This window comes from Nocardia sp. XZ_19_369, assembly GCF_015355715.1.
Taxonomy (GTDB): domain Bacteria; phylum Actinomycetota; class Actinomycetes; order Mycobacteriales; family Mycobacteriaceae; genus Nocardia.
On record NZ_JACVED010000010.1, the window covers coordinates 372,387 to 394,281 of the forward strand.

The 21,895-nt window shown below is 64.6% G+C and carries 19 protein-coding genes; 13 read left to right on the plus strand and 6 right to left on the minus strand.

What is annotated here, in order from left to right:
- Positions 1-3 precede the first annotated feature (3 nt).
- The 4 genes from IBX18_RS34610 to IBX18_RS34625 are packed head-to-tail and all read left to right on the plus strand — an operon-like array spanning position 4 to position 4,647.
- Positions 4-1,407 carry an FAD-binding oxidoreductase gene (locus tag IBX18_RS34610; protein ID WP_194837653.1) on the plus strand — a complete coding sequence of 468 codons (1,404 nt, stop codon included), beginning with the start codon at positions 4-6 and terminating at the stop codon, positions 1,405-1,407.
- Positions 1,404-2,627 (plus strand): cytochrome P450, encoded by a 1,224-nt coding sequence (locus tag IBX18_RS34615; RefSeq protein WP_228542201.1) that lies wholly within the window; start codon positions 1,404-1,406, stop codon positions 2,625-2,627. Before IBX18_RS34610 ends, IBX18_RS34615 begins: the two co-directional genes overlap by 4 nt.
- A 36-nt stretch (positions 2,628-2,663) precedes the next feature.
- Positions 2,664-4,289 carry a phenylalanine aminomutase (D-beta-phenylalanine forming) gene (locus tag IBX18_RS34620; protein WP_194837654.1) on the plus strand — a complete coding sequence of 542 codons (1,626 nt, stop codon included), beginning with the start codon at positions 2,664-2,666 and terminating at the stop codon, positions 4,287-4,289.
- Complete coding sequence (locus tag IBX18_RS34625) at positions 4,264-4,647, plus strand: nuclear transport factor 2 family protein (protein ID WP_228542202.1); 384 nt, start codon at positions 4,264-4,266, stop codon at positions 4,645-4,647. Before IBX18_RS34620 ends, IBX18_RS34625 begins: the two co-directional genes overlap by 26 nt.
- On the opposite strand, the gene IBX18_RS34630 is transcribed toward IBX18_RS34625, so the two are convergent.
- A complete protein-coding gene (locus IBX18_RS34630; RefSeq protein ID WP_306796541.1) occupies positions 4,631-6,127 on the minus strand; it encodes a benzoate-CoA ligase family protein in 1,497 nt (498 codons plus the stop codon). The genes IBX18_RS34625 and IBX18_RS34630 overlap by 17 nt on opposite strands.
- 51 nt (positions 6,128-6,178) lie before the next feature.
- Positions 6,179-7,081: a LuxR C-terminal-related transcriptional regulator gene (locus IBX18_RS34635; protein ID WP_194837655.1), complete on the minus strand. Its 903-nt coding sequence runs from the start codon at positions 7,079-7,081 to the stop codon at positions 6,179-6,181.
- Between the two features lie 234 nt (positions 7,082-7,315).
- On the opposite strand from IBX18_RS34635, the gene IBX18_RS34640 reads away from it, so the two are divergent.
- Positions 7,316-8,152: an AfsR/SARP family transcriptional regulator gene (locus IBX18_RS34640; protein WP_228542203.1), complete on the plus strand. Its 837-nt coding sequence runs from the start codon at positions 7,316-7,318 to the stop codon at positions 8,150-8,152.
- Here IBX18_RS34640 and IBX18_RS34645 read toward each other — a convergent pair.
- Complete coding sequence (locus IBX18_RS34645; protein WP_194837656.1) at positions 8,140-9,885, minus strand: AMP-binding protein; 1,746 nt, start codon at positions 9,883-9,885, stop codon at positions 8,140-8,142. The genes IBX18_RS34640 and IBX18_RS34645 overlap by 13 nt on opposite strands.
- A gap of 89 nt (positions 9,886-9,974) precedes the next feature.
- Positions 9,975-11,393, minus strand: a complete 1,419-nt coding sequence (locus tag IBX18_RS34650; protein WP_194837657.1) for an MFS transporter — start codon at positions 11,391-11,393, stop codon at positions 9,975-9,977.
- Between the two features lie 81 nt (positions 11,394-11,474).
- Here IBX18_RS34650 and IBX18_RS34655 point away from each other — a divergent pair, with 81 nt between their 5' ends.
- The 4 genes from IBX18_RS34655 (at position 11,475) to IBX18_RS34670 (ending at position 16,442) form a co-directional block, all read left to right on the plus strand.
- Entirely contained in the window at positions 11,475-12,128 is a 654-nt protein-coding gene (locus IBX18_RS34655) for a TetR/AcrR family transcriptional regulator (RefSeq protein ID WP_194837658.1), read from the plus strand.
- 493 nt (positions 12,129-12,621) lie between these two features.
- Positions 12,622-14,142 carry a SulP family inorganic anion transporter gene (locus IBX18_RS34660; RefSeq protein WP_194837659.1) on the plus strand — a complete coding sequence of 507 codons (1,521 nt, stop codon included), beginning with the start codon at positions 12,622-12,624 and terminating at the stop codon, positions 14,140-14,142.
- Positions 14,143-14,527: 385 nt separating this feature from the next.
- The gene (locus IBX18_RS34665) at positions 14,528-16,036 is read left to right on the plus strand and encodes a SulP family inorganic anion transporter (RefSeq protein ID WP_373889249.1); all 1,509 of its coding nucleotides are present in this window, start codon (positions 14,528-14,530) and stop codon (positions 16,034-16,036) included.
- Between the two features lies 1 nt (position 16,037).
- Entirely contained in the window at positions 16,038-16,442 is a 405-nt protein-coding gene (locus IBX18_RS34670) for a MerR family transcriptional regulator (RefSeq protein WP_194837661.1), read from the plus strand.
- Positions 16,443-16,466: 24 nt separating this feature from the next.
- Here IBX18_RS34670 and IBX18_RS34675 read toward each other — a convergent pair whose 3' ends face one another.
- On the minus strand, positions 16,467-16,883 hold the full coding sequence (locus IBX18_RS34675) for a pyridoxamine 5'-phosphate oxidase family protein (RefSeq protein WP_194837662.1): 417 nt from the start codon (positions 16,881-16,883) through the stop codon (positions 16,467-16,469).
- A 180-nt stretch (positions 16,884-17,063) separates the two neighbouring features.
- On the opposite strand from IBX18_RS34675, the gene IBX18_RS34680 reads away from it, so the two are divergent.
- On the plus strand, positions 17,064-18,695 hold the full coding sequence (locus tag IBX18_RS34680; protein ID WP_194837663.1) for a peptide chain release factor 3: 1,632 nt from the start codon (positions 17,064-17,066) through the stop codon (positions 18,693-18,695).
- 82 nt (positions 18,696-18,777) lie between these two features.
- The gene (locus tag IBX18_RS34685) at positions 18,778-18,996 is read left to right on the plus strand and encodes a DUF2795 domain-containing protein (RefSeq protein WP_194837664.1); all 219 of its coding nucleotides are present in this window, start codon (positions 18,778-18,780) and stop codon (positions 18,994-18,996) included.
- Between the two features lie 73 nt (positions 18,997-19,069).
- Here IBX18_RS34685 and IBX18_RS34690 read toward each other — a convergent pair whose 3' ends face one another.
- Complete coding sequence (locus tag IBX18_RS34690) at positions 19,070-20,401, minus strand: MFS transporter (protein WP_373889251.1); 1,332 nt, start codon at positions 20,399-20,401, stop codon at positions 19,070-19,072.
- Between the two features lie 580 nt (positions 20,402-20,981).
- Between IBX18_RS34690 and IBX18_RS34695 the strand changes: the two genes are divergently transcribed.
- Together IBX18_RS34695 and IBX18_RS34700 are read left to right on the plus strand one after the other, a co-directional pair.
- Positions 20,982-21,287, plus strand: coding sequence for a hypothetical protein (locus tag IBX18_RS34695; protein ID WP_228542205.1), 306 nt, complete (start codon positions 20,982-20,984; stop codon positions 21,285-21,287).
- A 153-nt stretch (positions 21,288-21,440) separates the two neighbouring features.
- Positions 21,441-21,860, plus strand: coding sequence for a MerR family transcriptional regulator (locus IBX18_RS34700; protein WP_194837666.1), 420 nt, complete (start codon positions 21,441-21,443; stop codon positions 21,858-21,860).
- The last annotated feature ends 35 nt before the right edge of the window (positions 21,861-21,895 follow it).

Below are 21,895 nucleotides of genomic sequence, written 5' to 3' on the forward strand. Positions count from 1 at the left end.
CCGATGAACCCCACCGCCGACCTGCAAACACTGGTGGACCGAATGGCCGGACCGGTCATCCGGCCCGGCGATACCGGCTACGACCGTGCCCGACGTATCTGGAACGGCATGATCGATCGCTACCCGCTCGCCATCGCCAATGCCACCACGGTCGCCGACGTGCAGGTCGCGGTGACCTGGGCCCGCTCGGCGGAGGTACCGGTGGCGGTCCGCTGCGGCGGCCACTCCATGGCCGGTCATTCCACCTGCGACGATGGCCTCGTCATCGACCTACGCCTGATGTCCGCGGTTACCGTCGACCCCGATGCGCAGATCGCTCGCGCGCAAGGTGGCTGCCTGCTGGGAGCGTTCGACACCGCGACCCAGGCCTACATGCTCGCCGCCCCCGCCGGCGTTGTCTCCCATACCGGGCTGGGCGGCCTCGTGCTCGGCGGCGGGTTCGGCTGGTTGAGCCGCAAGTACGGCTTGTCGATCGACAACCTGAATTCGGCACAAGTCGTTTTGGCCACCGGGGAGCACGTCACCGCAAGTCCGGTCCACAACGCCGATTTGTTCTGGGGTCTGCGCGGTGGCGGCGGCAATTTCGGAATCGTCACCGAATTCGAGTTCGGACTCCACCGCGTGGGACCGATCCGCTTCTTCTGCGGATACTTCACCTTGGACGATGCCCGGCACGTACTGACAACCTGGCGAGAGCGGATGCCCTCCGCGCCTGACGAACTCACCTGGGTCTTCTACCTGCGACTGGCGCCGCCGCTGCCGGAAATCCCGAAAGAGCTGTGGGGCAAACCAGTGCTCTGCTCGATGGCCTGCTGGGTGGGCGCACCCGTGGACGGCGAGGCGGTGATCGACGAGATCATCGCTGTGGCGCCGTGCCACGGCGTCACCAAGGCGACCCTGCCGTACCGCGGCGTGCAGGCCTATGCCTTTCCGGGAGCCGTTGTGCCCGAACGTATCTGCACGAAGAGCGGGTACGCTGCGGCACTGCCCGATGAACTGCTCGACAAGGTCCTGCACTACGGCGCGCAGATCGCGTCGCCGTTCTCGCAACTGGAGCTGCTGTACCTCGGCGGAGCCGTCGCACGGGTGCCGTCGGAAGCTACGGCCTACCACAACCGTGACCTTCCCTACGTCCTCAGCTTCGCGGCAGCCTGGAACGACCCCACCCAGGATGCGCTGCACACTGCTTGGGCTCGCGATGGCTACGCCGACATCTCCGGCTTCCTGTCCGGCGGCTATGTCAACTTCATGAATCCGGAGGAAGACGATCGCACCGCGGACTCCTACGGACAAACGAAATATCAACGGCTACGGGAGATCAAGGCGACCTACGACCCCGACAACTTCTTCCGGCTCAATCCGAACATCCTGCCCGCCACTCCCACCGGCGCGGCAGCCCGGCGATGACCCCGGCCGAAAGCCGATCGATCCCGCTGTGCGACTTCCCCGGCACACAGCCGGATCGGCTGGCCGTGGAACCCGCGTTCGCCCAATGGCGAACACGCACACCGATCGTCCGCGTTCGAATGCCGTTCCAGGGTAATGCTTGGCTGCTCACCCGATATCGCGACATCCGCGCCGTATTCACCTCTGCGGATTGCCGCCGCGCGGCGACCTCGGACCCGGACACACCGCGTATCCTGCCGCGCGCGGGTGCCGAAGGGCTGCTGATGTCGCTGGATGATCCCGAGCACAGTCGGCTACGGGGTCTCTTGGCGGCCTGGTTCACCGCGCGGCGGGTCGAGGCCATGCGCCCGGCGACCGAGCAGGCGGCTCGTGAACTGATCGCGGACTTACTCTCGGCCGAATCCGCAGATCTGGTCGCACAATTCGCACAGCGTCTCTCGGCGATCGTCATCGGGGATCTGCTGGGCGTTCCGCGAGCCGATCGCGACGAGTTCCGACGCTGGAGCGAAGCCATGCTCTCGTCGACCTCCTATACCACTACGCAAGTGGAGCAGGCCGCCCGCGAACTCGATGAATACTTCGATCACCTCGTCGCGCACCGTGTCGAGCAACCGAGCGACGACCTGATCGGGGTTCTCGTCGAAAACGCACAAGCCGGACAGCTTTCGCGTCGCGAGGTGGTCGCCCTGGCTACCGACCTGCTGGTGGCAGGCTTCGAGACCACGGCCGGTCAGCTCACCAATTCGGTGTACACCCTGTCGATGATCCCTGGGGCCTGGCAGTGGTTGGCGGCCGGTCGGCATCGCATCGGGCCTGCGGTCGAGGAATTGCTCCGCGTCATCCCGTTGGGCGCGGGCGGGTTCCGTGCCCGTGTCACGGCCGCGCCGATCACCTTCGGCACGGACATCGGGAACCCGGTGACGGTCGCCGCAGGAGAGGTCATCATCGCTCCCACGATCGCGGCCAACACCGACCCGGCCGAGTTCGCCGACCCACTTTCCATACGACTGGATCGCCCGCAGGCAAAACATCACCTCACCTTCGGGCACGGCGTACACCGATGCCTCGGCGCGCAACTGGCGCGCATGGAACTCAATGTCGCTCTGGCAGAACTGCTCTCAGCCTTCCCCACATTGGCACTGGCAGTGCCCGAGACCGAATTGGAATGGAACTCGGGCCTGCAGGTGCGCGGGCCCCGTGCCCTCCCCGTCACCTGGTGACCCAGCCCGAATATCAGTCGAAGAAAGGCTCGAACCATGGGATTGACCATCCGACTGGATGAACGCGTCACCTTAGGTCAGGTGGCCGAGGCCGCCTGCGATAGACGACCGATAGACATCGACGAAAACTCCTGGCGCCGGGTGGCCGAGTCCCGCGCACTGCTCGACAAGTTCGTCTCCGATGGCCGCATCATCTATGGCGTGACCACTAGCGTCGGCGGGTTCGCCGACCGCTTCGTGCCTGCCGAGGACGCACAGCAACTGCAGGAGAACCTCATCAGGGCTGTCGCCACCAACGTCGGCGCCTACCTCGACGAGGACACCACTCGCGCCATCATGATCGCCCGAGTGGTGTCGCTGTCGCTGGGCAATTCAGCGATTCAGCCCGAGAATCTGCAGATCTACCTCGACCTGATCAACGCCGACGTGCTGCCCTGCATCCCCGAGAAGGGATCGCTGGGCACCAGCGGCGACCTCGGCCCGCTGGCTTATATCGCGATGGTCAGCATCGGGCAGTGGAAGGCCCGGTACCGGGGTGAGATCCTCGACGGCGGCGAAGCTCTGCGCCGGGCCGGGATCAGCCCGGCGCAGCTCAGTTACAAAGAGGGCCTGGCGATGATCAACGGCACCGCCGGCATGGTAGGAATCGCGCTGCTGACCTACCAGTCGGCCAGGCGATTGATCGAGCTCTACCATGTGGTTTCCGCGCTGTCGATCGAGGGCTTGGCAGGCATCGTAGATCCTTTCCACCCGCAAGTGCATGCGGTCAAACCGCACCGGGGGCAAGCGCGCGCCGCCGATCTCATCTACCGCGGTCTGCATGACTCGGGCCTGGCCCGCGCCGAACGCAATATCGAAGCCATCCTCGCCGCCCGGCGCGACGGCCGTTCGACCGACAGCGCAGGCGCGGACAAGATGGCGATCGAAGACGCCTACTCCATTCGGTGCACGCCGCAGATCCTCGGGCCCGTAATAGACAGTCTGGATTGGATCGCAACAACCATCGAAAATGAGCTCAACTCGACCAGCGACAACCCGATCGTGCTGCCCGATGTCGGCGAGGCCTTCCACAACGGGCATTTCCACGGCCAGTACATCGCCATGGCGATGGACCATCTGAGCATCGCCCTGACCACGGTCACGAATCTGGCGAACCGTCGCGTGGACCGGTTCCTCGACCAGTCCAACAGCAACGGCCTGCCGCCGTTTCTCTGCCGGGAGAACCCCGGCCTCCGGCTCGGCCTCATGGGTGGGCAGTTCATGACCGCATCGGTGACCGCCGAGACGCGCGCCCTCACCGTTCCCATCTCGATCCAATCGCTGACCACGACCGCCGACTTCCAGGACATCGTGTCCTTCGGCTTCGTGGGTGCTCGCCGCGCCCGAGAAATTCTGCGCAACACCGCCTATGTCATCGCGTTCGAGCTGCTGTGCGCCTGTCAGGCCGCCGACATCCGGGGCGCCGACGGGTTGAGCTCGTGGACCAGGCCGCTCTACGACCGCGTGCGCCGGATCGTCCCCTACCTCGACCGCGACATCACCCTCACCGACCACCTCGAGACCATCACAGATTTCCTGCTCAGCAGCGAGGCAGGCGATTTCGCCGCTCCGTCCGACGACGAAAGGGAGTATCCGAATGACCTCGTCGACCAACATCGCTGACCATCAGCTGGTGCTCGAACTGATCGAGCGGTGGCGCAGCGCCGAGCTGGCCGGCGACACGGCCAAACTCGGCCACCTGCTGGCCGAGGACTTCGTCGGTATCGGCCCGATGGGATGGCTGCGGACCAAGGACCAATGGCTCGACAAGTATCGCAGTGGCACCGTACGCAACGATGCTTTCGACCTGTCCGACATCGTGATTCACCCGATCGGGTCGGCCACGCTGGTGGTTGCCCATCAGTCCCAGCGCGGCGTCAACGGCGCTGCGGACACCACCGGCGAATTCCGGTTCTCCCTGACAATGGTCGAGGACCGGATCCGGTCCATCCACGTAACTCGGATCACCGCGCCGTCGTAGTGGTTTCGCGATCACGAAGCGCGAATCGCTGGATCTTCCCGCCGGGAGTCTTCGGCAACGACTCGACCAACTCGAACAAATGCGGAACTTGCTCCGCCCGCAGCCGTTCGGCACACCACCGGCGCAGCTCTGCGATCAGTCCGGCTCGTTCGCTGCCGGTCAGCGGGCGGGCCGGGACCGCGAATGCCTTGATCCTGTTCATCGCGCCCGCACTCGACGCCACAACCGCTACCTCACTGACGTCGGGATGGCTCATCAGCCCGGACTCGATCACGTGCGCCGAGACCCACAGCCCACCGATCTTCATCAGGTCATCGAGCCGACCCAGATACCAGTAGCGGCCGTCCTCGAGCCGTACACAGTCGCCGGTGCGAAACCAATTCCCGCAGAACGACTCCCGGGTAGCCTCCGGGTTCTTCCAGTAGCGGTCGAAGGTGCTGGGGCCGCGCACCCACAATTCGCCCGACCGCTCCGGAGCGCCCGGGTGTGGCCGCAGTTCGACTTGGTAACCAGGCACAGGGCGACCTGCTGAACCGGCGACGACGTCGCCCGGCCGATTGCTGCAGTAGATATGCAGCATCTCCGTCGATCCGATGCCGTCGAGAATCTCCAGGCCGAACTCGTCACGCCACTGTTCCCAGACCGAGGCGGTCAACGGTTCCGCGGCCGAGACGCACAGCCGCAGGGAGCCGAAGTCGCAGTCACCGTTCGTGTGTCGTAGCACGGCGTGATACAGCGCGGGAACCGAGAACAAGACCGTCGGACGGAATCTGTCGATGGTGCGGGCGATACCTTCAGGGCCTGGCTTGCCCCGTAGATAGACCATTGATGCGCCGTGCCACAGCGGGAACAGCAGCCCCCCACCAAGGCCATACGCGTGGAACAGCTTCGCGGTGGAGAAGAACACATCGTCGGCCCGCACGCCGAGCACCTCGCCCGCATAGCCCTCGCAGCTACCGGCTACGTCACGATGCAGGTGAACCACGGCCTTGGGTCGGCCGGTAGAACCCGAGCTGTAGAGCCAGAAGGCAACATCTTCGCCATCCATCTCGATCGGGTCGACCGGCGTCCCGAGATCCTCGGGCGGTGACGCCACCAGCTCTTCGCCGGTGAGGACTTCGCAATCTGCCGACGCGTCGCAGCGATCGGTCACCCAGGCACGTGCGCGGCTGTGTTCGAGGGCGTACTCGGCAAGGTCGGCCCACGGATTCAGTAGCACCGGAACCGCGCCGATCCGAATGGCACCCAGGAACGCCGCCACCAACTCCACCGAATCGTCCAGCTCCACCAGAACACGGTCCTCGCGCCGCAGCCCCAGCGCCTGCAGTCGCCATGCCGCCGTCCCTATCATTCGCAACAGTTGCCGATAGCTGACGGGCCCGTCATCGGTCCAGACAGCGGGACGGTCGCCCGCTCCCTGGGCCACGGCCCGATCGACGATGGTGACCAACGGTGCTGCGTTGCCTGAGATCGCATTCACTCCACCAGTACCCGACACCGGGTTCGAGAGGTCGTCGAAACTCGATCGAGGTCAGACCAGATGTAGCAAACGAGCTGTGGCGATGAGGTGCATCCGGGTCGGCGCAGCCAACAGTTCCCGCACTCGGGTGACGTCTCGGCGAATCGTCTTGACGCTCACGTTCAGTCGCGCGGCGAGCTCCTCGTCCGTGCTTCCGTCGGTCATACCTCGCAGCACCCGTAGGCGGCGAGATGCCGGGCGTGTCCACGCGGTCTCCGAGACGGCGCTCTCGCAATCGGTGCGCACCATCACGCCATCGAGATCACGGTGCAGGACGCCGAGGCGGCCGTCATCGATCACGATGCCGCGCATGTCCGAGGTCGGATGCACCACCATCGGCACCTGGTGTTCCCGCAGCCACCGTTGAAGTTCCTCGTTCTCCCGCGCGGCGACATACGAGCGGGACCACACGCTGGCGACTGGAAACCCTTTCAGCTGAGCGTATTCGACGATCGTTCGCACCGCCTGACTGGAACCCAGCAAGGGCCGGGCGTGGAATATCGTCACGTTGCGCTCGGCCATCGTCACTGCCGCTTCCGTCAAAAGGGTGAAGCTGTCCACGCTGACCGCGACGTGCTGAGTGACCGACTGCAGCACCGCATGTTGGATCACGTGCGTGATCGGCTCCGAACCAAGCAGACTGGGCAACCGGACATCGGAAACCTCATCCATCAAGCCCAGCAGCACCAGCCGTCCGAGCGCCAACAGCGGGCTGGTCGGCCTGACAGTGCCGGCCGTATCGCGGGAGTCGTCTATCAAACGATGAAAACGCAAGAACGCCAACGCCTTTTCGACATCCTCCGCTCGGTGCTCGACCGACATCGGAATCGTGGTCGTCGGCACCCTGCGCTCGTCACGGATGTACCGATAGACGTCCCCGACCACCGGGCTGCCGAAGGTCGTTTGGGTCTCCATACCGAAGGGAGCATAAACGGCAGGTAAAGGTCTTGTCCACAAGTGGTCATAAAGTTGCCACAAAGTTGCACCTATGTCGCACTGTTTCCGCCCGGAAGCGATTCAGGTGTCTCCAAGTGGCCGTCACTGTTGGCTCGGGTTGCGGGAGCGGCATCAATCCGGCCAGTCTGAATGTCATTGGAGGGGATTCCGAATCAGCGCCGATTACAGGGGTTCCAGGTCATTCTGGAGGTTATGGTGAAGCTGCTCGAGGGAGGATTGACGGTCGAGCCGGTCGGACTCGCCGTTAGACTGTTGGGCCCGGTCCGGCTGGGGGTGGGAAAAGTGGACGCGGCACTATCCCCCAAAGTACGCCAAGTATTAGCTGTGCTGGCCCTCCGGCCAGGGTCCGTGGTCACCCACGAAACCCTGATCGCGGAACTGTGGGCCGATCACCCGCCCCGTAGTGCCACGACCACCATGCAGACCTACGTCTACCAACTGAGGCAGGCTATCGACAGCCTCGAAGGTGATCAGCGTGGCGGGGAGATATTGAGGACCGAATCGCAGGGCTACGTACTATGTGCGCAGGTCATCGATATCGACCTCGACCACTTTCGCGCCCTGGCCAACAAAGCCAGGGCGCACCTCTATGAGTCACCGGACATCACCGTCTCACTCACTCGGCGTGCGCTGAGCCTGGTACACGGTGACCCGTTGATGGACGTCAATCCGGGGCAGGTACTGCACGGCGGCGCGGTCCGGATCGGGGAGGAGATCATGGCCGCGCAGCAACTTGCCATCGAAGCGCAGATGCGGCTGTCCCGGTACGGCGAGGCCATTGTCGAACTCCATGAGCTGTGTACGAGATACCCACTGCGCGAATGGTTTTCCTATCGGCTCATGGATGCTCTCGCTCGAGCCGGCCGACGTGTCGAAGCGCTGGAAGTGTACGCCGACCTGAACCGGCGTTTGCGCGATGAGCTCGGCATCGACCCGTCACAGTCGTTTCAGCGCCTGCACATGCAGATCCTCAGCGGCACAGACGATCCCGACTACCCATCGCCTGGCACAACCGCTCAGGGGGCATGAACGATCTGCGGATCTTCACCCCGCAGCACCAACTCCACCAGATCCGGGCGTCGAGCGCGGACACCGGCGCCATTGATGTAACCCTTGTCGGTGATCTCGCCCGCGCCCAAATCCGGTGGCGTAGTTGCTACCACAACCCGTGCGACCCGCTGGGAGCTTCCCGCGCCGACCGCAACCGCTGCCAGAATTTCGGAGAGCTCGGACCGGACGGCATCGCTTGGCGGACAATCAGTTTCGAGCCACACGATCGCCGACACCAACTCCGTATCATGGCCGCACAAAACGACGTGGCGGATTACTCCGGCGCCGGCTTCGAGCAGACGCGAGCGAACCAGCGCTGTATTGACAAACGTTCCTGAGGACAATTTGAAGTCCTCGGCAAGCCGGCCGTCGAAACTCAATCCCCCGTTGGGGTTTTCGGATTCGACCAGGGTCGCGGCGTCCCCGGTGCGCAGCCAGCCCTCGTCATCCACCGCTGACCGCTCCCCGTCGACGGTCAGGTAGCGCGTGGCGACATTAGGACCACGTACATAGAGCTCGGTCTTGCCGACGCCGCCAGACTTACGGAGGGCAACTTCGACGCCGGGGAGCGGGACGCCGATATTTCTGGGATTGCCGGACTCGAAGTGAGCCGAGGTGCATGCGGGGCTGGTCTCGGTCAGTCCCCAGGACGACGTGAGAACGGTCGGCGAATCGAAGCTTTCGGCCAATGTCCGGAGCCGGTTCCACACGCTCTGCTCCATCGCCGCAGCGGCACAACACACCATCCTGACGGAGCCGAAGAATCGATGCGCTGCTGAGGAGTCCCGCTCCAAACAGCCGACCAAACGTGAATACCCCAGGGGCACATTGAAATACATGTTCGGCCGAGCCACGTTCAGGTTGGCAACAGTCCGATCGATACGGTCCGGCGTACCATCATCGAGCCAATAGGTGCCACCGTTGGTCAAGACGAGGTTCAGATTGTGGTTCCCGCCGAAGGTGTGACTCCAGGGGAGCCAGTCGAGCAGAACGGGCGGCTCGTCGGCGATGAAAGGCCAGATCTGGCGCAGCTGCTGCTGATTGGCCGCCAACATCGAATGTGTGTTGACAACTCCTTTGGGCATGCCGGTGGAACCGGATGTGAACATGATCTTCGCCACCGTCTGACCGGATACCCGTTGCCTCGCGTCATCTACCGCGGTCGTCGCTTTTGCCGTGAACCCCGAGAGCACCGTCATCCCCTCGACCGGTTCGGCGCTCAAGACAATTCGGGCTGCGACGGCGCGCACTGCGGGTAGATATCCCGCGGATTCGGCGAAAACCACTTCGGGCTGCACCATGGACGTCATCGCCAGGAGACGTTGCGGCGAAGAAGCTTTCAGCGAGTAGGCCGGGCTGATCGGCACCACGGGCAGGCCGACCGACTGGGCCGCCAAACTGAGAACGAGATGGCCGAGGCTGGGCCCGGACAAGATGACCACCGAACCGGTAATGCCCTCGTCCAAGAGTCGCTGTGCGACCTGGTCGACCATCCGGCCGATCTCCGACCATGTGAAGCAACGCCACGACGACCCCACCGGTACCTGCAGAAGCGGCCTGTCCGGGTGCGCGCGACAACCGGCGGCGAACCTATGGACGACGGTGTCCGAATAGTCGTCCAGCGGCTCCATCGACCGGAGGATCTGGGTGTGGCCGCCGTCGACCGTGGTGCGACGGATGGATGGTGCTGTAAACAGCGCTCGAGGTTCCACCTGACGACCATCGCCCGAGGCTTTCGAAGACGATTCGAAGAGCGGTCTAGGCCGAGGAGAATGCTTTACCCGGTGGGCCACGCGGGCGATCAATCCCGGTCGCGCCCGGCAGGCAAAGCGATCGCACTGACCGCGACCACAACCATGATCGCGGCGATGGCATAGAAGGCTCGGTTGTATGCCTCGACCAGAACCGTCGGCACCGTGCCGTGCGGAGTCGCGAAGGTGACCAGCGCGGCCAAGCCGAGCGCACCCCCGACCTGTTTTGTCGTGTTCATCAGGCCCGACGCCGCACCAGCGTCCTCGGTAGCCACGCCAGAGGTGACCGCAGTGGTGATCGGAGTATTGAGCAGACCACTGCCGATACTGAAAATGACTGCCGGACCGAGAATTCCGGTGACGTAATCACTGGCTGGGCTGAGCTGGGCTTGCCACCAGAATCCGGCCGCGGCCAGCAGCGAGCCCACAGCGATCAAGACGCGGCCGTCCACCCGGCGCATCAGCCATGGTGTCGCGCGGACGCCGATCAGGATCGCCACGACGGTGTGCGGGAGGAACGCCAGGCCGGTCTGCAACGGGCTGTACCCGAGCACGTTCTGCATCGACAACGTGAGGAAGAACCACATCGGGTTCAGACACGCTCCGGCCAGCAGCATCGTCACATTGCCCATCGACACCGAACGAATCGCGAACAGTCGCAGCGGAATAAGCGGCAATGCCGCCCACCGCGCCTCGACCACCACGAAGGCAACCAGCAGGGCCAGGCCCAGTACGACACCCGTGACCGTCGTCGGTGCCGACCACCCGGAGGTGGCGGCCTCGGCGACGCCGAACGCCAGGACCCCCAGTCCGCCGGTGGCCAGCACCGCTCCCATGACGTCCAGCGGCGGCCGTTCCACCGCCGGGCGATCGACAGCGATGTAGCGGATGGTCAGCACCACTGCGGCGATCCCGATCGGAACGTTGATCAGCAGCGTCGACCGCCACGACAGATATTCCGTCAGCACTCCCCCGACGAGGTTGCCCGCCGTCCCGCCCGCGATGCCGACCGCCGTCCAGGTCGCCAACGCCCGGGTGCGGGCGGGCCCCTGGGGGAACGTGGCGGTGAGGATGGTCAAGGTCGCGGGTGCCAGCACCGCCGCCCCCAGGCCTTGCACCGCTCGCGCTGCCACCAGCAGAATCGGGGAATTGGCCAGTCCGCCTGCCAGACTCGCACCCGCGAACAACACCAGCCCCCAGACGAACACTCGCCGGCGCCCATAGAGGTCGGCCAGCCGACCGCCGAGCAGTAGAAATCCTGCAAAAGTGAGGGCGTATGCGTTGACCACCCACTGCTGGCCGGTCTCATCGAATCCCAGTGCATCTCGAATCGAGGGCAGTGCCACGTTTACCACCGAGATATCGAGCACCACCATGAACTGCGCGGCACACGCCACGGCCAGCACGATTCTCGCCGCAGCGCTGCGCTTTTCGATCGCGATGCCATCTCGGACGCCGCGCTGTGCCATAACTACCTCCGATTGTGATACATCTGTATAGTATACGTTTGTATCATAGATCGGCGCGCAAGACGAGTGGAAGGAACGGCCGTGCCCAGAACCCCCGACCACACAGCCAGACGCGCCCAGATCGCCGACGCCCTGGTCCAGGTAGCGAGCCGCGAGGGGCTGCACGCGGTCACCATGAGGTCGGTCGCTGCAGCAGCGAACGTCTCACTCCGCTTGGTGCAGTACTACTTTCAGAACAAGGAGGAGCTGCTGATCGGCGCCTTGCAACACCTCGAACAGCAGAGCCACCAACGCTGGGCACAACGTCTGGCGGAATTACCCGCTCCATCCCCCCGCGCGATCGTGGAAGCGTTCCTGTTCGAAGCACTCCCCACTGACGAGCCCAGCCGCGTCTTTCATCTGCTCGGCACCTCCTACGCGATTCTCGCCATGACCGATCCGCGACTCGCCGAACAACCCTTCATCAGCGGTGTCGACCGACTCGAACAGCGGCTCGCCACTACCCTGGCGCGCGCCGACTCCGCAGGCGAACTGGCATCCGGCGTCGACGCCTCCGTCGAAGCAACCCGCCTGGTCACCATGACCAACGGCCTCGGCACCAGCATCATGGTCGGCCAGCGCACCGAAGAGGAAGCCATTGCGGTATTGCGATACCACCTGGACCACGTATTCGACACCCTGCGCGTAACAGCAAAGCCCATCCGAGCCGCAGCCCGGCCGACAAGCAGCACGTAGATAAGTCCACCGGCGCCAGATACCTACTACATACGCACGGGTGAAACCGATACATGCCAACCGTCCGCACCGGCATGGGTCAGGCTCGACAGAACGGCCTTCTCGCACAGCAATCCTCGTCCCAGCGGAGCAGCCGACGACAAAGTCCGGTATGCCCTTTCCCGACCCAACACTGCACCCACACCTTTGGCCTCAAAGCCGTTCTGCGACAAACCCTTTCGGTACTTCATCACCCCAAAGCGTGAACCGCCGGACACTCGGCGTGCAGGTGAGATCTGAGACACATACTCGCTTGCCGGGGTTGCAACTTCCCCTACGTGCGAGAAGAGTTTCTATCGCTGAGCGTTAGCTGAAGTCCGTCACCTGGCAACGTAGCCGGTGATATCCAGCCTCGATCTCGCCGCGTCGCCGGTCGCTCGCATCCCCTGATTGAAATCCTTCACACGCTGTCGCAGCCCGACAGCGTGCGAAGGACCGATGATTGGAGAGACCGATGGGGACACCAGTACCTATCGCGAAAAATGCCGAAGGGTCGGTACTCCGTGCACTGAGAACGCCGAAGCTGCTCCGGACCGAGATCCTGGCGGGTCTAGTGGTGGCGTTGGCGTTGATCCCGGAGGCAATCTCGTTCTCGATCATCGCCGGTGTAGACCCGCGAGTCGGCCTGTTCGCCTCGTTCACCATGGCGGTCACCATCGCGTTCACCGGCGGCCGTCGCGCGATGATCTCTGCGGCGACGGGGTCGGTCGCGTTGGTCGTCGCGCCGGTGGCGCGCGAGTACGGGCTCGACTACTTGATCGCGACGGTGATTCTGGCCGGAGTCATTCAGGTCGCGTTGAGCGTGCTCGGGGTGGCCAGGCTGATGCGATTCATCCCGCGCAGTGTGATGGTCGGCTTTGTCAACGCCCTGGCCATCCTGATCTTCACCGCACAGCTGCCGCACCTGCTCGGCGTGCCGTGGCTGGTCTACCCGATGGTCGTGGTCGGCTTGCTGGTCATAGTGCTCCTACCCAAGCTCACCACCGTGGTCCCCGCACCGTTGGTCGCGATCGTCCTGCTAACCGCTGCGACTGTCGCGTTTGCCCTGAATGTGCCCAACGTCGGAGACGAAGGTGCGCTGCCGTCGAGTCTGCCGACTCTGCTGATCCCCCACGTTCCGTTCAGTCTGCACACTCTGGCGACCATCGCCCCGTATGCGTTGGCGGTGGCGTCGGTCGGACTGCTGGAATCGCTGATGACCGCCAAGTTGGTCGATGACATCACCGACAGTCACTCCGACAAGACCCGGGAAGGGTGGGGACAAGGCGTGGCGAACATCGTCACCGGATTCTTCGGCGGCATGGGTGGCTGCGCGATGATCGGCCAAACCATGATCAACGTGAAGGCCTCCGGCGCCCGCACCCGGATCTCCACGTTCCTGGCGGGAGTATTCCTACTGGTCCTTGTCGTGGGGCTCGGCGATGTTGTCGCTTTGATTCCGATGGCCGCGTTGGTCGCGGTGATGATCATGGTGTCGGTAGGCACCATGGACTGGCATTCGATTTCCCCGAAGACGTTGCGGCGCATGCCGATCGCTGAGACGACTGTCATGGTGGTTACGGTCGCGGTCACCGTCGCCACGAACGATCTCGCCTACGGAGTGATCGCAGGCGTGCTGACTGCGATGGTGCTGTTCGCCCACCGCGTCGCGCACTTCACCGAGGTGATCCCGGCAGGTCAAGCCGACACCGACCGCGACGGCGCTATCGACACCCGCGTCTACCGGGTACGCGGGGAACTGTTCTTCGCCTCCAGCAACGACTTGGTCTACCAGTTCGACTACACCAACGATCCCGAGCACGTGATCATCGATATGTCCGAGGCCCACATCTGGGACGCCTCCACCGTGGCCACCTTGGACGCGATCACCAGCAAGTACGAGTCCAAGGGCAAGACCGTTCAGATCATCGGCCTCAATGATGCATCCGAGGAACGGCGCGAGCGACTCAGCGGACACCTCGCCGCAGCGCACTGATCGACGGTCGCGCGGCGAGCAGGCGATACGCGGTGGTGCGCCACCACCGCGATCGCCTTCTCTCCTTCGATCGAGCCGGCCGATCGCGACGTGCCTACAGCCCTGTTCGGCGCGCCGCGATTGGTCCGGACAACCGATTCGGCAATGAGACGTGGGACACGTCCAGCCCCCTGGACTTGCAACTCTACCCGTACCAGAGGGTAGAGTTCTCATCGCTGAGCGTTAGCTGAAGGTCCTCACCAGGCAGCGTGGCCGGTGATGACCAGCATCATCGTCGCCGCGTCGTCGGCCGCTCACATCCACGATCTTTTACCCACCGCCCGCTCCGCCGCAGCCCGGCGCAGTGCGGGCGCGTCCGATGATTGGAGTGCCGATGGGGACCCCTGTGTCCGTAAAACGAAGTACCGAAGGGTCGGTACTCGCCGCATTGCGTAGCCCGAAGCTGCTGCGGACCGAGGTGCTTGCCGGTCTGGTGGTGGCGCTGGCGTTGATTCCGGAGGCGATTTCGTTCTCCATCATCGCCGGTGTGGACCCGCGGGTGGGGTTGTTCGCGTCGTTCACCATGGCGGTGACGATCGCGTTCACCGGCGGGCGGCGCGCCATGATCAGCGCCGCGACCGGCGCGATCGCGTTGGTGATCGCCCCGTTGGCGAAAGAGCACGGGCTCGATTACCTGATCGCCGCAGTGATTCTGGCCGGAGTGATCCAGATAGTCCTGAGTGTGGTCGGGGTGGCGAAGCTGATGCGGTTCATTCCGCGCAGCGTGATGGTCGGGTTCGTCAACGCGTTGGCGATTCTGATCTTCCTGGCGCAGGTGCCGCATCTGCTGGGGGTGTCGTGGCTGGTGTATCCGATGGTCGCGATCGGCCTGGCGCTCATGGTGTTCCTGCCGAAACTCAGCAATGTCGTCCCGGCCCCGCTGGTCGCGATCGTCTTGTTGACCGTTGCGACGGTGGTGTTTGCTCTGCATGTGCCCAACGTGGGCGATGAGGGCGAGTTGCCGTCGAGTCTGCCGTCCCTGCTCATCCCGCATGTGCCGTTCGATCTGGAAACACTGAAAATCATCGCGCCCTATGCGCTGGCGATGGCCCTGGTCGGGCTGCTCGAATCGCTGATGACGGCGAAGCTTGTCGACGACATCACCGACAGCCACTCCGACAAGACCCGCGAAGGCTGGGGACAAGGCGTCGCCAACGTCGTCACCGGATTCTTCGGCGGCATGGGCGGTTGCGCGATGATCGGCCAGACCATGATCAACGTGAAAGCCTCCGGCGCACGGACCCGGATATCCACCTTCCTGGCCGGGGTATTCCTGCTGATCCTGGTGGTCGGACTCGGCGATGTCGTGGCGCTGATCCCGATGGCAGCACTGGTCGCGGTGATGATCATGGTGTCGGTCGGCACCATGGACTGGCACTCCATCGCCCCGAAGACGTTGCGCCGCATGCCCAAGAGCGAAACCACCGTCATGCTGGTCACCGTGGTGATCACGGTGGCCACGCACAACCTCGCCTACGGCGTGATCGCCGGTGTGCTCACCGCAATGGTGCTGTTCGCACAACGGGTCGCGCACTTCACCGAGGTGGTCAAGGTGGCCGAGGCCGACACCGACGCCGACGGCGCGATCGACACCCGCGTCTACCGGGTCCGTGGTGAGCTGTTCTTCGCCTCCAGCAACGACCTGGTCTACCAGTTCGATTACGTCGACGATCCGGAGAACGTCATCATCGACATGTCCGAGGCCCACATCTGGGACGCTTCTACCGTGGCTACCCTGGATGCGATCACCACCAAGTACGAGTCCAAGGGCAAGAACGTGGAAATTGTCGGGCTCAACGAAGCCTCCGAGGAGCGCCACGTCCGGCTCAGCGGATACCTCGCCGGAGCACACTGAGATGACCACCGAAACCACCCGCGCCCATCTGCAAATCGGCCAGGTCGCCGACCGCACCGAGTTGTCGATCAAGACGATCCGGCACTACGACGAGGTCGGCTTGGTGCAACCCTCGGAACGCAGCGCGGGTGGTTTCCGCCTCTACACCGACGCCGATGTCGCACGACTGCTGGTGATCCGGCGAATGAAGCCCCTGGGGTTCACCCTCGAGGAGATGAAGGCCCTGCTCGACTCCCTCGAAGTCCTCGATGACGACACCGCCGCGGTGCAGCGCCGCGCGGAAGCCGTCGAGGTGGTCATCGAGTGCCGGGACAACGCACAGCAGCGCTGCGAGCGGCTGCGTCGCCAGCTCGCCTACGCCGAGGAGTTCACCGAGCTGCTCACCGTGCGCGATGCCCGCACCTAGATGATTTGACCCCAGCTCGTTCACCTACATCGCCAATTGTGCTGGGATGCGCTGTGATTCAGTCGATGTCCAGCATCGTCCCTCGAAAATCGTCACCTCGATCAGCGCGGCCGCGGCGCGACCACCGGGAATCCACGGATCCAGGCCGCTGTGCCAGTAGCGGGCGATCCGATGCGGATCCTTGGTGAAGTTCGCCAGTCCCGCCACCGACACCGACGCCGAGGCGGACGCGTAGGACACGTTGACCGATGCTCGGGCGATGATGTTCGCGATCACCCGCGAGTCCGTCGGTGCGAAAAACCGGAGCAGACCGTCGAGTTGGTCGACCCGGACCGCCATGGGACGGCTCACCAACTGATACCTACTGTCGATCGTGGTCAGCATGACCGTGTCCAGCTCGCGCAGTACTGCGTGCAATTTGCGCACATTCTCCTTGGCCATCAGCACTCTCTTCCTAGTTGTGGCGGGTGGTCCGGCCGTGCGTGATCGGACCGGTTCGATACAACTCTACTGTCACGTAAGGGTAGTGTAGGGTCAGGTCGGCGGCCCGCTCTGCGGACCCCTCGTCCCCTGCGGCGCGGGCCGCCACCCCTCACTTGCCGCGCATCCAGAGGAGTGCCGATGGCCTCGACGGCCGATCACGAAACAGCCGAGTCGACCACGACACCGATCCTCGCCGAGGCGCGGCGGCGGCGGACCTTCGCCGTGATCAGCCATCCCGACGCGGGCAAATCCACGCTGACCGAGGCGCTGGTGCTGCACGCGAAGGTGATTGCCGAGGCGGGGGCGATCCACGGCAAGTCCGGGCGCCGGTCCACGGTGTCGGACTGGATGGAGATGGAGAAGGCCCGCGGCATCTCGATCACCTCAACCGCGTTGCAGTTCGCCTACCGCTCGCCCGACGGCACCGACTGCGTGATCAATCTGCTCGACACCCCGGGTCACGCGGATTTTTCCGAGGACACCTACCGGGTGCTGACAGCGGTCGACTGCGCGGTCATGCTCATCGACGCGGCCAAGGGCCTGGAACCGCAGACGCTCAAGCTGTTTCAGGTCTGCCGACACCGCCGGATCCCGATCATCACCGTGATCAACAAGTGGGACCGTCCCGGTCGCGACGCGCTCGAACTGATGGATGAGATCGAACTCCGCATCGGCGTGCAGCCCACCCCGTTGACCTGGCCCGTCGGCTACGCCGGCGCCTTCAAAGGCGTACTGGACCGTGCCACCGGCGGATTCATCCGCTTCACCCGCACCGCGGGCGGTGCGACGATCGCACCCGAGGAGTACCTCTCCGCCGACCGCGCATCCCTTCTCGAAGGCGACCACTGGACGACGGCGGTCGAAGAGTGCGCACTGCTGTCCGCCGACGGCGCCGACTACGATCGCGATTCATTCCTCGCGTGCGCGACCACGCCGGTCCTGTTCACCTCGGCCGTACTCAATTTCGGTGTCAGCCAATTGCTCGACGTGCTGGTGCATCGCGCCCCGGCACCGAGCGCGCAAATCGACCTGGCCGGCAACCGCCGCCCCGTGGACGGACCCTTCAGCGCGTTCGTGTTCAGGGTGCAGGCAGGGATGGACGCCGCCCACCGCGACCGCCTCGCCTTCGCCCGCGTGTGCTCGGGCTCGTTCCACCGTGGAGACGTTGTCACCCATGCAGCTACCGGCAAACCGTTCACCACCAAATACGCGCAATCGGTGTTCGGCCAGCAACGCACCACCATGGACACCGCCTACCCCGGCGATGTGATCGGCCTGGTCAACGCCACCGCGCTGCGCGTCGGCGACACCCTCTATTGCGAAGAGCCGGTGCAGTATCCGCCGATCCCCAACTTCGCCCCCGAACACTTCGCCGTCGCCCGCGCCGCCGATGCCGGCAAACACAAGCAGTTCCGCCGCGGCATCACCCAACTGGAACAAGAGGGGGTCATCCAAGTACTGCGCTCGGACCTGCGCGGCGATCAGGCGCCGGTACTGGCCGCGGTCGGCCCCATGCAGTTCGAAGTCACCAGCCACCGCATGGCCGCCGAACTCCACGCCCCGATCGAACTCGAACACCTCAAATACACCCTCGCCCGCCGCACCCGACCAGCCGACGCCGAGTTCCTGCAGGCCCAACGTTCGGTCGAGGTACTCACCCGCACCGACGGCGCCCTACTGGCACTGTTCACCGACAAATGGCGCCTCGACGCCATCGAACGCGACAATCCGAACCTGCACCTCGAGCCGCTCGTCGCAGCCACGGAGTGAGGTTTCCGGGCGGCTCGGCGGCGGAATGGGCACTCCGACCCCACACCAAACACTACCCTTACGGGAGGGTAGAGTCGTCTTCGTGACCGACACCTCGCACTCCATCACCAGAATGGCCGTCATCGACGCACTCGGACATACCTTCACCGGCGCGATGACCAAACAGATGATCATCAGCGCCGCGACCCAGGAGCAGATTCCGGGAGAGATGCTCGAGCTGTTGCAGAGCCTGCCCGATAAAACCTATTGGCACATCCGCGACCTGTGGACTTTCCTGCCCGACATCCCGATCGGCGACTGACAAGTCCGGCGAGTCCGCATTTTTCCCGGACGGGGCCTGACACAGCAGACAAGGTGCCACGCCTGGCGTGTATTTACTCCGGCGTGCCCGGCCCCGCCTGAGCGGCAAGCTCTCCGGTCGGCATCTCCGGGGAATCCGGGGCGGGTGGCACGGCTGCGACCGGCGGCGGTTCCCGGACCAGCGCAGCGGCGATCGCAACCGCAACCGGAAGCGCGGTGAAGGCGAGCAGAATCGGGCGGTAGCTGGAGGCGTGTTCGCGGCCGACGGCCAGTAGCAGCGGCCCGAACGCGGAGGCGCCGACGGACACCGAATGCACTACTCCCCGAATCGTCCCCAGATGCCGGACGCCGAAGCTGCGCGAGAACGCTACCGCCTCGAGAGTACGGATCCCGTTGCCTGCCGCGCCGATCGCCAGACCGTAGAGCACCGCCGACGGTCCCGGCGCGACCCAACCGGCTCCGGCGGTGGCCGCGGCGAGCACGCCCATGGTGACGGCGACCAGCAGCCGGTCCGACACCCGGTCGGCCAACCACCCCAACCCGAACGTAGCGATCAGACCTGCGACGGTCTGCGGGAGAAAGATCGCCGCGGCTTGAGTGGTCGTCAAACCGCGCTCGCCCAGCAGTGATTGCTGGTGGAACATCAGCCCGGTGGTGACCATGGCACAGACACTCACCCCTCCGGTGATCACCCAGAACAACCCGGTACGGGCCGCCTGGCCCAGCGTGCGATCGGCGGTGCTGGGCTCCACCTCGACCTGGCGTCCGGCCGCGCCCTCGACGCGAGCCGTCCCGGCGCGCCAGCGCGGGAGCAGCATCAGGGCAGCCGGAATGACCAGGATCCAGACGGCGATGCCTTCAGCGATCCAGACCTGACGCCAACCCCAGTCCGAGACCAGGCGTTCGAGCAGAACGGGGGCGAGCGAGATCCCCGCGGTGCCCAATGCCGAAGCCGCACCGACTGCGAGCCCGCGTCGCTGGTGGACGTAGACGGCGACCGCGGTGGTCGCGACCAAGGTGAGCGCACCTTGCCCACCGACTCGGATTCCGACGAAAGCCGCCGTCAGGCCGATGATTTCGGTCGCCAACGTCGCGGCCAGCAGCATCGCGCCGAAGGATGCCGCCACAGCCACCATGACCGCGCGCGGACCGTATCGGTCTATCACCCGTCCGACAAACGGCATCGCCACGGCACCTGCCAGCGACCCGATGAGGTACGCGGTGGAGACCGCCGACCGGGAAACGCCGAGGTCGGCAATGATCGGATCGACGAAGACCGACACCGCGGCGGTTTGACCCGGCGCGGTCGCGGCCAGTGCTAGTGCGGCCGCCGCAACAACCCCGGCCGTACCATGCTGTCGCCGACCGCCGGATGTCGGCCGATGTGTCCCCCAAGCCCGAGATATCCGGGCCGGGGACCACCGAGAACGCGAAAAGATCGATTGCGCAGCGGAATTCGACAATTGTCCCAGTCCTTTTCGTAGGCGCCGAGTTGGCGCGCGATCTGTCCCCATCGCCGCGGCGGCGATGGGTCTCAGGGAGACCGGACGAGATGTCCACGTGATCCTCGGCTGGAAACCGCCCGCCGGGAGGGCGTCGCCCCTTGCACCATCCGTCCGCGTGACCGGGACCGGGGCTTACTGGGCCGCCTGCGGACAAAAGCTCGAACCTGGAGCGATGTCCGATCCGATAGCTTCCACCCGCGACAACCTTCGACGGTACGCGCGCCACCGCAACGCCTTACAGGGCCGACCGCTCATATGAGACAGGGATCACCACCTAGTGAACTGTTCCGCGACGATACGGACCCAGCATCAATCTACCCTTACGTTAGAGTAGACACATGAGCGCCACCTACGTCCGGTCGGATCACCACAGGGGAGATTCCGTGTCCCGCTTCGATGAGCCAGCGAAGTCACCGGTTCCAGCTTTCGAATCGTTGGGCACCTACAACTCCACACACCCACGGGCCACGCTCCCGCCGACGTGGGAGAACGCGAACGGATGCGCGGCTACGACGCCGCAGGGACCGGCCTAGTAGACGACCTCATCGAGCCGGGGGCGTCACTCACAATAGATTTCCTGCCGGGCGGCGCACCGGAGCCCGACGAGCTCGACCGGCTCGGCACGGTCGTTGCCACGCATCGGAGGCAGGCCCCGATCTACGTGCTGGCCGACGAGGTATCGCTGCGCGCGGCGTGGACGGCGATCACCCACGAACGGCCTACCCGCTTGTCCGACGCCGTCGGCGCACTCGCGCCCCTTCGCCGCTACACCGAGACAACCCGTTGAACCGCCGGCCCATCGATGCCGTGCCGGGTGTCGGCAGGTCAGCTCAGCGTGATTCGGAGGCTAAGGTGGATTCTTCTCGAACAATACGTCGATATATCACGCTGCTGCCGTGGTCACTGATGTCCAGCAGCCCGCGTTGTGGAGGTTGACCCAGTGGATGACGAGCAGAGCGGACATCTGCAGATCGGCGAGGTCGCATTGCGCACCGAACTGTCGGTGCGCACAGTCCGCCACTACCACGATGTCGGCTTGGTAACCCCGTCGGAGCGCTCGGCGGGCGGATTCCGGCTCTACACCGAGGCCGATATACAACGGCTGCTGGTGATCCGGCGAATGAAGCCCCTCGGGTTCACTCTCGCCGAAATGAAGGACCTGCTCGAATCCCTCGACACCATCGAGAACAGCTCCGCCACCGCGCAGCAGCGTCGACATGCACTCGACATCTTGGACCAATGCCGGGTGAAAGCCGAAGAGAGTTCCGCGACGCTGCGCCGCAACCTCGCCTACGCCGAGGAACTCACCGAACTGCTGACGACTCGCAGCGCTCAGACCGCGTCGACCACGACGCGGTAGCGGCGCACGTCGATACTCCAGCGACGAGCAGCCTG